Origin of the sequence: Pseudonocardia bannensis (assembly GCF_012911875.1) — a bacterium.
GTDB classification, from domain to species: domain Bacteria; phylum Actinomycetota; class Actinomycetes; order Mycobacteriales; family Pseudonocardiaceae; genus Pseudonocardia; species Pseudonocardia bannensis.
Genome location: NZ_JAAXKZ010000061.1, coordinates 1 through 15,103, shown reverse-complemented (window position 1 = coordinate 15,103; position 15,103 = coordinate 1). Strand labels below are relative to the sequence as shown.

The following is a 15,103-nucleotide window of genomic DNA, read 5'->3' as shown; positions in this document are numbered from 1 at the left end:
GGCGGTCCTGATGGGGCCGGGTCGGTCATCGGCAGCGAGTGACCCCTTGCCGCGCCGGAGGGCGCATGGTTCGATCGATGCAGATTGTCGACAAGTTGACAATCTGTGAGCCCGTTCGACGACCCCCGATCCTGGGAGCACGCGCATGGCACAGTTGTCCCCGGTTCTGAAGCAGGCCACGCCGGTCCTGGTCGCCCGCGGCGAGGGCGTGTACCTCTACGACACCGAGGGCCGCCGGTACCTGGACTTCACCGCCGGGATCGGCGTCACGAGCACCGGGCACTGTCATCCGAAGGTCGTGGCCGCCGCGCGGGAACAGGCCGGCACGCTCATCCACGGCCAGTACACGACGGTGATGCACCAGCCGCTGCTGCGCCTGACCGAACGGCTCGGTGACGTGCTGCCCGCGGGGCTCGACAGCGTCTTCTACCTGAACTCCGGCAGCGAGGCGGTCGAGGCGTCGGTCCGGCTGGCCCGGCACGCCACCGGACGGCAGCTGATCGTCGCGTTCGACGGCGGCTTCCACGGCCGCACGATGGGCGCCGCGGCGCTGACCACCTCCGGGGCGAAGATCCGGGCCGGGATCGGGCCGATGATGGGCGGTGTCGCGTTCGCGCCGTTCCCGTACGCGTTCCGCTACGGGTGGTCGGAGGAGGAAGCCGTCCGGTTCGCCCTGACCGAGCTCGACCGCCAGCTCGTCACCACCGCTCCGGCGGGCGACGTCGCGGCCTTCCTCATCGAGCCGGTGCTCGGCGAGGGCGGATACGTCCCCACCCCGCCGGCGTTCCTGGCGGGACTGCGCGAGCGCGCCGACGCGCACGGCATCCTGCTGATCGTCGACGAGGTGCAGACCGGCTTCGGACGGACCGGGCGGTTCTGGGGCCACCAGCACGCGGCCGCGGTGACGCCCGACATCCTGATCACGGCCAAGGGCCTGGCCAGCGGGTTCCCGCTCTCGGCGATCGCAGCCCCCACCGAGCTGATGGCGAAGGCGAAGCCGGGATCGCAGGGCGGCACCTACGGCGGCAACGCGGTGTCGTGCGCCGCGGCGCTCGCCACGCTCGACGTCATCGAGTCCGAGGGCCTCGTCGCCAACGCCGCGGAGCAGGGCCGGCGACTGCTCGAGGGCCTGCGCGGGGTCGCCGCCGACCATCCCGGAATCGCCGACGTCCGGGGGCTGGGACTGATGGTCGGCAACGAGTTCACGACCGCCGACGGTCGGCCCGATCCGCAGGCCGCCGCCCGGGCCCACGCCGCCGCGGCCGCCCACGGCCTACTGCTGCTGACCTGCGGCGCATACGGCAACGTCGTCCGGATGATCCCGCCGCTCATCGTCACGGCGGAGCAGGTCGACGAGGGCGTCGGACTGTGGGCCAAGGCCGTGACCGACGCGACCCTCTGATCCCACCCACGCCCCGGAACGCCACGAACGGACATAGGCTCGAACGAAAGGGTCGTTCGTGGTGAGCGGGGGCTACTTGCGGACCGGGGAGATGTTCAGCGACATGCCGGCCAGGCCCCGGGCGCGGGTGCTCAGCCTGTCGGCCACGGAACGCAGCGCCTTGGCCGACGCCGACTCCGGGTCGGCCAGCACGATCGGGGTGCCCGTGTCGCCGCACTCGCGCAGCCGCGTCTCCAGCGGGATCTGACCGAGCAGCGGCACCGGCGCCCCGAGCGACTGGGTCAGCGAGTCGGCCACGGTCTGCCCGCCGCCGGACCCGAAGACCTCCACGCGGGAGCCGTCGGGCATCTCCATCCAGGACATGTTCTCCACGACGCCGGCCAGCCGCTGCCGCGTCTGCAGCGCGATCGACCCGGCCCGCTCGGCCACCTCCGCGGCGGCCTGCTGCGGGGTGGTGACGACCAACAGCTCGGCGTTCGGGATGAGCTGCGCGGTGGAGATCGCGATGTCGCCGGTGCCCGGGGGCAGGTCGAGCAGCAGGACGTCGAGATCGCCCCAGAACACGTCGGACAGGAACTGCTGCAGCGCCCGGTGCAGCATCGGCCCGCGCCAGACCACCGGCGTGTTGCCCTCGACGAACATGCCGATCGAGATGACCTTCACGTCGTGCGCCTGCGGCGGCATGATCATGTTCTCGACCTTGGTGGGCCGCGCCGTGGTGCCGAGCATCCGCGGCACCGAGTGCCCGTAGATGTCGGCGTCGACCACGCCCACGGACAGGCCGCGGGCCGCCATCGCGGCGGCCAGGTTCACCGTGACCGAGGACTTGCCGACCCCGCCCTTTCCGGACGCGACGCAGTAGACCCTGGTCAGCGAGCCGGGCTGGGCGAACGGGATCACGGGCTCGTCGGCGTCGCCGCGCAGCGAACGCCGCAGCGCGGTGCGCTGCTCGTCGCTCATCACGTCCAGCTCGACCTGGACCTCGCGCACACCCGGTACCGCCGAGACCGCGGCGGTGACCCGCGAGGTGATCGTCTCCCGCATCGGGCAGCCCGCGACGGTGAGGTAGACGCCGACGTGTGCCATGCCGTCCGGCGACACCGCGACACCCTTCACCATGCCGAGCTCGGTGATCGGCTTGTGGATCTCCGGGTCCTCGACCTTGGTCAGAGCGGCCCGGACGGCCTGCTCGATGGTGTCGGCTTGTGCGTTTCCGATGACGGACATCAGGTTCTCCGCTGGACCTTCCCTGCGACATCTGCGGCCCGCAGCGCTGGGCCGCGGCGACTCGCCGCCCATGCTACGTCCGCCTCTGACCGGCCCCGCGCCGTAGCATCTTCAGACGTGACGGACATCGCCGATACCCGGCCGGTCGCCACGCCGGACGGGCGGCCCGACGACGAGGGACCGGAGGAACGGCCGGCGCCGCGACGGGCCGTTCCCACGCCGGACGAGCTCGCCTCCTGGCGGGCGTTCCTGCGCGCGCACGCCACCATCACCCGGACCCTGGAATCCGAGCTCGTGGCCGAGCAGCGGCTGTCGCTGGCGTCCTACGACGTGCTCGTCCAGCTCGCCGAGGCGCCGGATCGCCGGCTGCGGATGACCGAGCTCGCCGACGCCGTGCTGCTGTCGCGCTCCGGGGTGACCCGGCTCGTCGACCGACTGGAGCGGGCCGGCCTCGTCAAGCGCCTGCGGGTCGAGTCCGACGGCCGCGGTGTCGCGGCGCGCCTCACCGACGCCGGGCTGGACCGGCTGCGCACGGCGTCGCGGACGCACCTGCTCGGGGTGCTCCGGCACTTCGCGGTCCGGCTGGAGCCGGACGACCTGGCCACCCTGGAGCGGATCAGTCGCCGGCTTGCCGGCTGACCTTGCTGCGCGTCCGCCCGTCGCCGTCGGCGGTGTCCCGGCTGTCCCGGCTGTCCCAGCTGTCCCTGCTGTCCCGGCTGTCCCGGCTGTCCCGGCTGTCCCGGCTGTCCCGGCCGTCCCTGCTGTCTCTGCCGTCTCTGCCGTCCCGGCTGCTGCGGTCGATCCGGTCGGCGAGCTTGTCGAGCTCCCCGCGCAGGTAGTCGCGGGTGGCGACCTCGCCCATCGCCAGCCGCAGCGCGGCCAGCTCGCGGGCGAGGTACTCGGTGTCGGCCTTGGTGCGCGCCGCGCGGGTCCGGTCCTCCTCGAGCGCGACCCGGTCCCGGTCGTCCTGCCGGTTCTGGGCCAGCAGGATCAGTGGCGCGGCGTACGCGGCCTGGGTGGAGAACGCCAGGTTCAGCAGGATGAACGGGTAGGGGTCCCACTGCATCTGCACGGCGAACAGGTTGAGTGTGATCCAGATGACGACGATGACCGTCTGGATGGCCAGGAACCGGCCGGTGCCGAGGAAGCGGGCGATCCGTTCGGAGATCCGGGCGAAGCCGTCCGGATCGACCTCGAAGCGCCGGCGGCCGACCAGAGGCTGATCCAGGCGCCGGTTCGAGTACGGCTCAGGCATGGTCGACCCCCCTGGCCATCCCGCTCTTCGCAGTGTCCTGACCGCCGACGAAGCCCTCGCTCGGTTCGGTCATCTCGTCGCGCCAGCCCTCCGGCAGCAGGTGGTCGAGCACGTCGTCGACCGTCACCGCGCCGAGCAGGTGGTCCTCGGCGTCCACCACCGGACCGGCCACGAGGTTGTACGCCGCGAAGTACCGGGTGATCTCCTCGAGGGTGGCGTCCGGGGTGAGCCGTGCGAGCTCGCTGTCGACGATGCCGGCGACCAGCTCGAACGGCGCCTCGCGCAGCAGCCGCTGGGCGTGTACGCAGCCGAGGTAGCGGCCGGTCGGGGTCTCCGACGGGGGCCGGCAGACGAAGACCATGCTGGCCAGGGCCGGCGGGATGTCGGGGTTCGCGATGCGCGCGAGCGCCTCGGCGACCGTCGCGTCGGGCCGCAGGATGATCGGCTCCGGCGTCATCAGGCCGCCCGCGGTGTCCGAGGAGTAGCGCAGCAGGCGCCGGACCGGGGCCGATTCCTCGGGCTCCATCAGCGCGAGCAGCCGGTCGGACTCGTCGTCGGGCAGTTCGCCGAGCAGGTCCGCCGCGTCGTCGGGGGACATCGCCTCCAGCACGTCCGCGGCCCGTTCGGAGTGCAGGTGGGCCAGCAGGGTGCGCTGGTCGGACTCCGACATCTCCTCGAAGACGTCGGCCAGCCGTTCGTCGTCGAGTGCGTCGACGACCTCGTGCTGGCGCTTGGCGGGCAGGTCGGACAGGGCGGCGGCGACGTCGGCGGGGCGCATCGTCTCGAACACCGAGAGCAGCCCCTCGGTGCCTTGACGGTCCGACAGCGTCAGGCCGGATACGGCTCTCCAGGGCACCACGTTGACCTGGCTGCGCCGGGTGAGCCGGGTGCGCCGGGGCCGGACCGCGAGCCGTTCGACCACCCAGTCCCGCGAGCGTGTCGGCTCGATCGAGGCGTCGACGACCACGGCCTCCTCGCCCGAGTCCAGCATCCTGACCGGGGCGTCGAGGATCTGACCGATCACCAGCGCCTCGTTCGGCCGCTGGTGGAACTTGCGCAGGCTCACCGACCCGGTCGACAGGGTGATGGCGGTCGGGTCGACGGAGGTGACCCGCAGCATCGGCACGAAGATCCGGCGCCGGGTGGCCAGCTCGACGACGAGCCCGAGCACCCGGGGCGGGCTGGGGTCGACGCGCAGCGAGACGACGACGTCACGCACCCTGCCGATGCGCTCGCCGTCGGGACCGAAGACGGCGAGGCCCGCCATCCGTGCCACGAACACCCGCGCCGCGCCCATGCTCCCAGCGTAGAACCGCCGCCGGTACGCGTCTGCGCTGGTCACCCTAGGGTCTTCGGATGTGACGAACCTGCGCTACGACGTGGTCGACGTGTTCACCGACCGGGCCTTCGCCGGTAACCAGCTCGCCGTCGTGCACGGCGCCGAGGACCTGGACACCGCGGCCCTGCAGTCGATCGCCGCCGAGTTCCACCTGTCCGAGACCGCGTTCCCGCTGCCGCCGACGCAGCCGGGTGCGGACTACCGGCTGCGCATCTTCACCCCGGCGCTCGAGCTGCCCTTCGCCGGACATCCCAGCGTCGGCGCGGCCTGGGTGCTCGCGAGGGACGGCGTGATCGGCACCGGTGACGTCGTGCAGGAGTGCGGTGCCGGGCTGCTCCCGGTGCGGGTCGACGCGGCGGGCGCCCGGGTGTCCGGCGGCGCCCCGGAGGTCGGGCAGGACGTCGACGCGGCCCTGCTCGCGGTCGCGGTGGGGCTGTCACCCGACGACGTGGACGGCGCCGCGGCACCCGGGATCGCCGGGGCCGGTGTCCCGTACGTCTTCCTGCCGGTGCGGCCCGAGGCCGTCGCGCGCGCGGAGTGCGACGCCGCCGCGGTCCGCAACCTCGCGGCGGGCCTGACCGGGGTGGTGGTGTTCAGCGTCGACCAGCGGGCGGAGAACGTCCACCTGCGCATGTTCGCGCCCGGCAGCGGCGTTCCCGAGGACCCGGCGACCGGCTCGGCGGCGGTCGCGCTCGGGGTGTACCTCGTCGACCGGGGGCTGCTGGCGCCGGAGGGCGAGTCCGCGTTCACGATCGCCCAGGGGGCCGAGATCGGGCGGCCGTCGCGGCTGGAGGTGCAGGTGAGCGCCCGCGGTGGGGCGGCAGTGGAGACGTCGGTCGGGGGCGGGGTGGCTGCGGTCGCCCGCGGCGAGCTGGTGGCGACCCCGGGGCCGGAGACGACCACGGGGTGACCCATCGGTAACAACCGCTCACCTCGCTTGGGTGAGAAACCAATCACCCAAGCGCGCTCCCGCGCCACCGACGTGCCAGCATCTCTGCAACCCGCGCCGACCTCGACGAGGAGTCTGCCTGTGAGTACCCGTAACCGTGCCCGCCGTTCTTGTCTCGCGGTGCCGGGATCGAGCCAGAAGTTCATCGACAAGGCCCGGACGCTGCCCGCGGACCAGGTCTTCCTGGACCTCGAAGACGCCTGCGCGCCGCTGGCCAAGCCGGGCGCCCGCAAGACCATCGTCGCGGCGCTGAACGAGGGCGGCTGGGGCGAGAGGATCCGGGTCGTCCGGGTCAACGACTGGACCACCGAGTGGACCTACCGCGACGTCACCGAGGTCGTGGAGGGCGCCGGGGCCAACCTCGACGCGATCATGCTGCCCAAGGTGCAGACGGCCGAGCAGGTCGTCGCCCTGGATCTGCTGCTGACGCAGATCGAGAAGACCATGGGCTACGAGGTCGGCAGGATCGGCATCGAGGCGCAGATCGAGAACGCCCTGGGTCTGACCAACGTCAACGCGATCGCCACCGCGTCCCCGCGCGTCGAGACCATCATCTTCGGCCCGGCCGACTTCATGGCCAGCATCAACATGAAGTCGCTGGTCGTGGGCGAGCAGCCGCCCGGCTACGACGTGGGCGACGCCTACCACCACATCCTGATGAGCATCCTGATGGCCGCGCGGGCGCACGACAAGCAGGCCATCGACGGCCCGTACCTGCAGATCAAGGACGTCGACGGGTTCCGCCGGGTGGCCGGCCGGTCGGCCGCGCTGGGCTTCGACGGCAAGTGGGTGCTGCACCCCGGTCAGATCGACGCCGCGAACGAGACCTACAGCCCGCGGCAGGAGGACTACGACCACGCCGAGAACATCCTCGACGCCTACGAGTGGTACACCTCCGAGGCCGGCGGGAAGCGCGGCGCGGCGATGATCGGCGACGAGATGATCGACGAGGCGTCGCGGAAGATGGCGCTGGTGATCTCCGGGAAGGGCCGGGCCGCCGGTATGGAGCGCACGAACAGGTGGACGCCCCCGGAGGCGTGAGGCCTGCCCGTCAGGACCGGACCAACGGCCCTGACGGTCTCGCCCGCACACCCCCACACTCGGCCCAGGAGGAACCATGGCCCGGCTCGCCCAGACCGCCGGTCTGACCGACATCCAGCAGGAGATCCTGTCCACCGTCAAGACGTTCGTGGACAAGGAGATCCTCCCGTACGCGAACGAGCTCGAGCACGCCGACACCTACCCGCAGGACATCGTCGACGGGATGAAGGAGATGGGCCTGTTCGGGCTCACCATCCCCGAGGAGTACGGCGGTCTCGGCGAGTCGCTGCTCACCTACGCCCTCGTCGTCGAGCAGATCGCCCGCGGCTGGATGAGCGTCTCCGGCGTGATCAACACCCACTTCATCGTGGCGTACATGATCGGTCAGCACGGCACCGCGGAGCAGAAGCAGAAGTATCTGCCCCGGATGGCCACCGGTGAGGTGCGCGGTTCGTTCTCGATGTCCGAGCCCGACCTCGGCTCCGACGTCGCGGCGATCAAGACCAAGGCCGTGCAGGACGGCGACGACTTCGTCATCGACGGCGCCAAGATGTGGCTGACCAACGGCGGCACCTCGAACCTCACCGCGGTCCTGGTGAAGACGGACGAGGGCCGGCCCAAGCCCTACCAGAACCTGACGACGTTCCTGGTCGAGAAGCCGACCGGCTACGGCGAGGTCGCGCCGGGCCTGATCGTCCCCGGCAAGATCGACAAGATGGGCTACAAGGGCGTCGACACCACCGAGATGGTGTTCAAGGGCCACCGCGTGTCCGGGGAGCAGATCCTCGGCGGCAAGCGCGGCGGCGGCTTCGCCCAGATGATGGACGGCGTCGAGGTCGGCCGCGTCAACGTGGCCGCGCGCGCCTGCGGCATCTCGATCCGGGCCTTCGAGCTCGCAGCCGAGTACGCCCAGCAGCGCAGCACGTTCGGCAAGCCGATCGCCGAGCACCAGGCCATCGCGTTCAAGCTGGCCGAGATGGGCACCAAGGTCGAGGCCGCGCACCTGATGATGGTCAATGCGGCGCGGCTGAAGGACTCGGGCAACCGCAACGACGTCGAGGCCGGCATGGCCAAGCTGATCGCGTCGGAGTACTGCGCCGAGGTCACCCAGGAGGCGTTCCGCATCCATGGTGGCTACGGCTACTCCAAGGAGTACGAGATCGAGCGGCTGATGCGCGAGGCTCCGTTCCTGCTGATCGGCGAGGGCACCTCCGAGATCCAGAAGACGATCATCAGCCGGGGCCTGCTGCGGGAGTACAAGCAGCGCGGCTGACCGAGGTGGATACCGGGCGGGGCCCGCGTGATCGACGATTCAGGCCGATCCGGCACCGAATCCGCGCACGCGGCCCCGCCCCTTCACATCGGGAATACAGCCGGAACGACGTCATGTGGTCGCGCCGTACGAGCGCCGCCGGCCCTGGCACGCCGGACGGATCGTCGGCAACCGTCCCCGTTTCCGGTCGCGGCCTCACCGCGCGGTGGTCTTCGCCGAGTTCGCTGCGCCGACCGAGCGGGCTCCGTCCGCGAGAGGCGCGGCGCTCCCGTGCCCGCCACTCGCCCGCGTCGATTCCGGACCCGCGCCACCGATGACGCGCACGGCCGTTCTGCCGGAAGCACACCGCGAGGTGGAGCACAGCCGTCCCGGCGCGCCGCCCGACGAAGGGAGGAGGGCATTCCTGCCATCCGGCCCTGGCCGGCGGCAGATCGTGCTGCGATCGTGATCAACCTCCGGGCACTGCGGGTAACCGGTCCGCGTTGACATGATGTGGGCCCCTGACACCCAGGTGTTCCGATTTCGAGGAGACGGTCCGTGACGACACCGTTCGGCGGCCCCGCGCGAACCGCGCCCGGGCTGCCCAACCTTCCCACCCCGCCGACCGGCTGGCCGGTCGGTTCCTACGCGACCTACGAGGAGGCGCAGCGGGCCGTCGACCACCTCGCCGACAGCGACTTCCCGGTCCGTGACGTGACGATCGTCGGGGTCGACCTGATGCTCGTCGAGCGCGTCATCGGACGTCTGACCTGGGGCCGGGTACTGATCTCCGGTGCGGCGTCGGGCGCGTGGTTCGGCCTGTTCGTGGGACTGCTGCTGAGCCTGTTCAGCACGAGCGCGAACCCGCTCGGTCCGATCCTGGTCGGCCTGGCGAGCGGACTCCTGTTCGGACTGGTATTCGCCGCCGTCGGTTACGGAGCCAGCCGTGGCCGCCGCGACTTCACCTCCGCCAGCCAGATGGTGGCCGGCCGCTACGACGTGCTGTGCCAGCCGCGCAACGCCGAGAAGGCCCGTGAGTTGCTGGCCAAGCTGGCGATGGGCCCGAACCCGTCCGGGCAGAACGGCTAGCCCGAACATCTCGTTCCGATCTCGTCCCGTTTCTCCGATTGCGGGTACGGCTACGCGGACATAGGTTCCCCCTACCGGGCACCGGTGACCGGTGTCACAGGCTGAACACGCCGTCGTGTAGCCGGTTTCCGCGGCTCCCGACGGCCTGCGACGGGAGGCCGGTATGCGGGAGCCGCTCGATCCGCGCCGTGGACGACCAGGCGGAGGGCGGCGTCGGCTCGCCCTGGCCGGCGGGGCTCTGCTGGCCGCGGCCATGATCGCCGGCTGCGGCACCGAGGCCGGCGGTCCGCCGGTGCTGAACTTCTACACCCCGGCCGACGGAGCCACCCAGTACGCCGCCGCCGCGGAGGCGTGCACGGCCGCGGCGGGCGGCCGGTACACGGTGGTCCAACAGACGCTGCCGAAGGACGCGGACGGCCAGCGTCTGCAGCTGGCCCGGCGCCTGGTGGCCGGCGACCCGGCCGTCGACATCATCGGCATCGACGTCACCTGGACCGCGGAGTTCGCCGAGGCCGGGTGGATCGAGCGGTTCCCGCCCGACATCGCGGCCCAGGTCACCGAGGGCACACTCGAGGGGCCCCTCGAGACCGGGTCCTACCAGGGCGGGGTGTGGGCCGCGCCGCTGAACACGAACACCCAGATCCTCTGGTACCGCAAGGACCTCTCGCCCACCCCGCCCGCCACCTGGGACGAGATGATCCGGGCCTCCGAGGACCTCGCGGCCCGCGGCCTGCCGTCCTACATCGAGGTGCAGGGCGCCCAGTACGAGGGCCTGACGGTGTGGTTCAACACGCTGATCAACAGTGCCGGCGGCCAGATCGTCTCCGAGAACGGCGAGGTCCTGATCGGCCAGGAACCCAGCCGCAGCGCGGCGGTGCGGGCGGCGTCGATCATGCAGCGGGTGGCGACCTCGTCCGCGGCGGACCCGTCGCTGTCGGTGGCGAAGGAGAACGACGGCCGGCTCGCGATGGAGGCGGGCCAGGCGGCGTTCCAGGTCAACTACCCCTTCGTCTACGCCTCGATCAACACGCCGCCGCCCGACGGTGGTGGCGGGGGCACGTTCATCGACGAGCAGGGCCGCCCCGCGGGGACCGACACCGGCCGCCAGGTCATCGACGAGTTCGCGTGGGCGCCGTACCCGGCCGTCGAGGCCGGCACCCCGGCGAAGGTCACGATCGGCGGACTGAACCTGGGCGTGAGCACCACGTCGCTGCACAAGGACCTCGCGTTCGAGGCCGTGCAGTGCCTGCGCAACCGGGAGAACCAACTGCGCAACGCCGTCGAGGGCGGCGTCCCGCCGACGTTGGAGGCGCTGTACTCCGATCCCGCGTTCCAGGCCGAGTACCCGGCGTGGGAGGCCATCAAGACCTCGCTGGACAACGCCAGCGTGCGGCCGAAGACCCCGGCGTACCAGAGCATCTCGATCGTCATCTCCGACCTGCTCAACCCGCCCGCGCAGATCGACCCCGAGGCCGTGGTCGGCACGCTCGCCGAGCAGGTCGCCCGAGCCGAGAATTCGGAGGGGCTGGTCCCGTGAGCGAGATCGTGAACGAACCGTCGGCGAAGGGCCCGGGAACCACGGCGACCACCGAGCGCGTCGCGCCGCCCGCCGCCGCGCCGGCCCGTGGCGGCAAGCCGGTCCTCTCCGAGGGAAAGAAGGCCGAGCGCCGCCTCGGCCTGCTGCTCTGCGCCCCCGCCGCGATCATCATGCTGCTGGTCACCGCGTATCCGATCGGCTACGCGGTCTGGCTTTCGCTGCAGCGCTACGACCTGCGGTTCCCGGCGGATCGGGCGTTCGCCGGGTTCGCCAACTACGCGGCCGTCCTGACCTCGGCCTACTGGTGGCAGGCCTTCTTCGTCACGGTGATCATCACCGTGGTCTCGGTGGCCATCGAGTTCGTGCTCGGGCTGGCCCTCGCCCTGGTCATGCACCGCACCCTCGTCGGCCGCGGGCTGACCCGCACCGTGGTGCTGATCCCCTACGGCATCGTCACGGTGGTCGCGGCGTTCAGCTGGCAGTTCGCCTGGACACCGGACAAGGGCTACCTGGCGGCGCTGCTGCCCGAAGGCAGCGCGCCGCTGACCGACCAGGTCTCGGCACTCGCGATCATCATCCTGGCCGAGGTCTGGAAGACCACCCCGTTCATGGCGCTGCTGCTGATGGCCGGGCTCGCCCTGGTGCCCGACGACCTGCTCAGGGCCGCGCAGGTCGACGGCGCCGGGCCGTGGCAGCGGCTGACGCGGATCATCCTGCCGATGATGAAGCCGGCGATCCTGGTCGCGCTGCTGTTCCGCACGCTCGACGCGTTCCGCGTGTTCGACAACATCTACATCCTGACCCAGGGATCCAACGGCACCGGATCGGTCTCGATGCTCGGCTACGACAACCTGTTCAAAGCCTTCAACCTCGGTATCGGGTCGGCCATCAGCGTCCTGATCTTCATCGCGGTCGCGCTGATAGCCCTGTTGTTCATCAAGCTGTTCGGGGCCTCGGCACCCGGCTCGGACACCGGTGGGAGGCGCTGAGCGATGGCAGTCTCGACAGGGACGGGGGCAGGCCGGAAGGGCTGGTGGGCGGCGGCCGACCTGCTCGTCCTGCTCTACGCGCTGATCCCGGTGCTCTGGATCGTCAGCCTCTCGTTCAAGACGGCCGACACCATCACCGACGGCAACTTCATCCCGCGCAGCTGGACGGTCGACAACTACGCCCAGATCTTCCAGATCGACCTGTTCACCAGCGCCCTGCGCAACTCCATCGGCATCGCGGTGATCTCCACGGTGCTCGCGGTGGTGATCGGCACGATGGCGGCCTACGCCATCGCCCGGCTCGACTTCCCGGGCAAGAAGGTCCTGGTCGGCATCTCGCTGCTGATCGCGATGTTCCCGCAGATCTCGCTGGTGTCGCCGCTGTTCGACATCGAGCGGGCGATCGGGCTGTTCGACACCTGGCCCGGGCTGATCCTGCCCTACATCACGTTCGCGCTGCCGCTGGCGATCTACACCCTCTCCGCGTTCTTCCGGGAGATCCCGTGGGAGCTGGAGAAGGCGGCGAAGATGGACGGCGCGACGCCGGTGCAGGCCTTCCGGTCGGTCATCGTGCCGCTGGCCGCCCCGGGCGTGTTCACCACGGCGATCCTGGTGTTCATCTTCTGCTGGAACGACTTCCTGTTCGCGATCTCGCTGACCTCGACCAGCCGGTCCCAGACCGCGACGGTGGCGATCGCGAACTTCACCGGGGCATCGCAGTTCGCCGAGCCGACCGGCTCGATCGCGGCGGCCGCGGTACTGCTGACCATCCCGATCATCGTCTTCGTGCTGTTCTTCCAGCGCCGGATCGTCGCCGGCCTGACCTCCGGCGCAGTGAAGGGTTAGGTGTGACCCACAGTGGCTGACATCGTTCTGGACAAGGTGACCAAGCGGTATCCCGACGGCACGATCGCCGCGAACGACATCAACATCGAGATCGCGGACGGCGAGTTCATCATCCTGGTCGGCCCGTCGGGCTGCGGGAAGTCGACGGCGTTGAACATGATCGCCGGGCTGGAGGACATCAGCGACGGTGAACTGCGGATCGGTGGCGAGCGGATGAACGAGCGCGCGCCGAAGGACCGCGACATCGCGATGGTGTTCCAGTCCTACGCCCTGTACCCGCACATGACGGTGCGCGAGAACATGGCGTTCCCGCTCAAGATCGCCAAGGTCGACAAGGCGGAGATCAACCGCAAGGTCGAGGAGACGGCGAAGATCCTCGACCTGACCCAGCACCTGGACCGCAAGCCCGCCAACATGTCCGGCGGCCAGCGGCAGCGCGTCGCGATGGGCCGGGCGATCGTCCGCAACCCCAAGGCGTTCCTGATGGACGAGCCGCTGTCCAACCTCGACGCCAAGCTGCGGGTGCAGATGCGCACGATGGTGTCGAAGTTGCAGCAGCGGCTGTCCACCACGACCGTGTACGTCACCCACGACCAGACCGAGGCGATGACGCTGGGTGACCGGATCGTGGTGATGCGCGGTGGCGTGGTGCAGCAGATCGGCTCGCCGCAGCACCTCTACGACCACCCGGCCAACCTCTTCGTCGCCGGCTTCATCGGGTCGCCCGCGATGAACTTCCTGCCCGCGCGGCTGGAAGAGGGCAAGCTGCGCACCACGCTCGGCGATCTCGCGGTGCCCGACTCGGTGCGCCGCAGCCTGGAGGCGGGGAACGCTCCCCGCGAGGTCATCATGGGCATCCGCCCGGAGCATTTCGAGGACGCCGCCCTGATCGATGAGAGCGTGCGCTCGCGCGGTTCGGTGTTCACCGCCGAGGTCGACGTCCTCGAGTCGATGGGTTCGGACAAGTTCGCCTACTTCACCATCGAGGGCGAGCAGGCGATGTCCGACGACCTGGCCGACCTGGCCGCCGACGCCGGGACGGCCGACGTCCCCGACAGCGCCGGGCAGCTGGTCACCCGGCTCTCGGCGGCGTCACCGGCGACCGAAGGCGGGCGTTCCGAGGTCTGGATCGACACCGACAAGATCCAGATCTTCGACCCGTCGAGCGGGGCGAACCTCACCAGCCGCCAGGACGCCCCCGCCACCACAGCGTCCTAACCCCGCGAGTCGCGGTAATCCCGCGCGCGAGTCGCGGTACCCGCGCCCGCGAGTCGCGGTAATCCCGCGCGCGAGTCGCGATAACCGCGCCCGCGAGTCGGGGTCAGCACACCCGCCGATCGGTCAGTGCGTGCGCGAGTCGCGGTACTTCCGCCCGCAAGCCATGACGGTGCAGGCGAGTCGTGCGCGGTGTGGCCACGACTCGCGCGCATGAATACCCCGACTCGCGGACGTGGACGTCCCGCCGCGGCCGTGGATACCCCGACTCGTGCGCGTGAATACCGCGACTCGCGCATGGGAATACCGCGACTCGCGCAGGGGGATACCCCGACTCGCGGGTGGGGGTGTGACGTGCGGGTCAGGGGCCGGGGTCGTTGCGGAGGTGGTCGACGACCTCGTCGTCCCAGCGGTGGGTGCGCAGCAGGCGGTACCGCTGGCAGGCCAGCTGCAGGTAGGCCTCGGCGTCGGTGCGGTCGCCGATCAGCTCGGCCTGGCGCAGCATGCGCACGACCGGCGTGAACTCCTCCGACCACCAGCGCCGGGCCACCGTCTCCCGGTCCAGGAAGCGGCCCTCGTGCTGCATCAACCGGAATCCCCAGGCCTCCACGGTCTTGCTGAGCTCCGCGTAGCTCCACGGGTCGGTCACGGTGATCGACTCCAGCGCCCGGCCGGACAGCGGGACCCGGTCGAGGAGCACCCGGCGCAGGTCCTTGGTGATCAGGTCACCGCGGTGGACGATCCCGTTCGGGTCGATCCGCGTCGTCACCTCGGTGACCTTGGCCTCGATCGTCCGCAGGCCCAGCGCGTGCGCGACCGAGACCCGGTGGTGGCCGTCGCGGACGAAGTGCAGCCCGCCCACGCGGTAGACGTCGATCGGCGGGATCGTCTCGCCGCGCCGCTGCGCCACGGCCAGCCGTTCCCAGCGTTTCCGAGTGCGCTGCGAGCGCGGCCGGAAGTAC

14 protein-coding genes are annotated in these 15,103 nt (G+C 70.8%); 10 read left to right on the top strand and 4 right to left on the bottom strand.

The window, feature by feature from the left end; all coding sequences use genetic code 11:
- The first annotated feature begins 145 nt into the window (after positions 1 to 145).
- On the top strand, positions 146 to 1,402 hold the full coding sequence (locus HF519_RS16895; protein WP_169413919.1) for an aspartate aminotransferase family protein: 1,257 nt from the start codon (positions 146 to 148) through the stop codon (positions 1,400 to 1,402).
- A 72-nt stretch (positions 1,403 to 1,474) separates the two neighbouring features.
- On the opposite strand, the gene HF519_RS16890 is transcribed toward HF519_RS16895, so the two are convergent.
- A complete protein-coding gene (locus HF519_RS16890; RefSeq protein ID WP_169413918.1) occupies positions 1,475 to 2,629 on the bottom strand; it encodes an Mrp/NBP35 family ATP-binding protein in 1,155 nt (384 codons plus the stop codon).
- Between the two features lie 117 nt (positions 2,630 to 2,746).
- On the opposite strand from HF519_RS16890, the gene HF519_RS16885 reads away from it, so the two are divergent.
- Positions 2,747 to 3,268, top strand: a complete 522-nt coding sequence (locus HF519_RS16885; RefSeq protein ID WP_438826402.1) for a MarR family winged helix-turn-helix transcriptional regulator — start codon at positions 2,747 to 2,749, stop codon at positions 3,266 to 3,268.
- Here the strand turns inward: HF519_RS16885 and HF519_RS16880 are convergent.
- Both HF519_RS16880 and HF519_RS16875 read right to left on the bottom strand, forming a co-directional pair.
- Positions 3,246 to 3,884 carry a DUF1003 domain-containing protein gene (locus tag HF519_RS16880; RefSeq protein ID WP_169413917.1) on the bottom strand — a complete coding sequence of 213 codons (639 nt, stop codon included), beginning with the start codon at positions 3,882 to 3,884 and terminating at the stop codon, positions 3,246 to 3,248. The genes HF519_RS16885 and HF519_RS16880 overlap by 23 nt on opposite strands.
- The gene (locus HF519_RS16875; protein WP_169413916.1) at positions 3,877 to 5,181 is read right to left on the bottom strand and encodes a magnesium transporter MgtE N-terminal domain-containing protein; all 1,305 of its coding nucleotides are present in this window, start codon (positions 5,179 to 5,181) and stop codon (positions 3,877 to 3,879) included. The genes HF519_RS16880 and HF519_RS16875 overlap by 8 nt, the downstream gene beginning before the upstream one ends.
- Before the next feature lie 61 nt (positions 5,182 to 5,242).
- Here HF519_RS16875 and HF519_RS16870 point away from each other — a divergent pair, with 61 nt between their 5' ends.
- The 8 genes from HF519_RS16870 (at position 5,243) to HF519_RS16835 (ending at position 14,144) form a co-directional block, all read left to right on the top strand.
- Positions 5,243 to 6,133 (top strand): PhzF family phenazine biosynthesis protein, encoded by an 891-nt coding sequence (locus HF519_RS16870; protein ID WP_169413915.1) that lies wholly within the window; start codon positions 5,243 to 5,245, stop codon positions 6,131 to 6,133.
- A gap of 120 nt (positions 6,134 to 6,253) precedes the next feature.
- Positions 6,254 to 7,213: an HpcH/HpaI aldolase/citrate lyase family protein gene (locus HF519_RS16865; protein WP_169413914.1), complete on the top strand. Its 960-nt coding sequence runs from the start codon at positions 6,254 to 6,256 to the stop codon at positions 7,211 to 7,213.
- Positions 7,214 to 7,289: 76 nt separating this feature from the next.
- On the top strand, positions 7,290 to 8,486 hold the full coding sequence (locus tag HF519_RS16860) for an acyl-CoA dehydrogenase family protein (protein ID WP_169413913.1): 1,197 nt from the start codon (positions 7,290 to 7,292) through the stop codon (positions 8,484 to 8,486).
- 537 nt (positions 8,487 to 9,023) lie between these two features.
- Entirely contained in the window at positions 9,024 to 9,554 is a 531-nt protein-coding gene (locus HF519_RS16855; RefSeq protein ID WP_169413912.1) for a YflT domain-containing protein, read from the top strand.
- 163 nt (positions 9,555 to 9,717) lie between these two features.
- Positions 9,718 to 11,091, top strand: coding sequence for an ABC transporter substrate-binding protein (locus HF519_RS16850; protein WP_169413911.1), 1,374 nt, complete (start codon positions 9,718 to 9,720; stop codon positions 11,089 to 11,091).
- Positions 11,092 to 11,096: 5 nt separating this feature from the next.
- Positions 11,097 to 12,080, top strand: coding sequence for a carbohydrate ABC transporter permease (locus HF519_RS16845; protein WP_438826403.1), 984 nt, complete (start codon positions 11,097 to 11,099; stop codon positions 12,078 to 12,080).
- Between the two features lie 3 nt (positions 12,081 to 12,083).
- Positions 12,084 to 12,926, top strand: coding sequence for a carbohydrate ABC transporter permease (locus tag HF519_RS16840; protein ID WP_169413910.1), 843 nt, complete (start codon positions 12,084 to 12,086; stop codon positions 12,924 to 12,926).
- A 12-nt stretch (positions 12,927 to 12,938) separates the two neighbouring features.
- The gene (locus tag HF519_RS16835) at positions 12,939 to 14,144 is read left to right on the top strand and encodes an ABC transporter ATP-binding protein (protein WP_169413909.1); all 1,206 of its coding nucleotides are present in this window, start codon (positions 12,939 to 12,941) and stop codon (positions 14,142 to 14,144) included.
- Positions 14,145 to 14,502: 358 nt separating this feature from the next.
- Here the strand turns inward: HF519_RS16835 and HF519_RS16830 are convergent.
- Positions 14,503 to 15,103: ParB N-terminal domain-containing protein (locus HF519_RS16830; RefSeq protein ID WP_169413908.1), on the bottom strand; the 601-nt coding region annotated here is incomplete at its 5' end.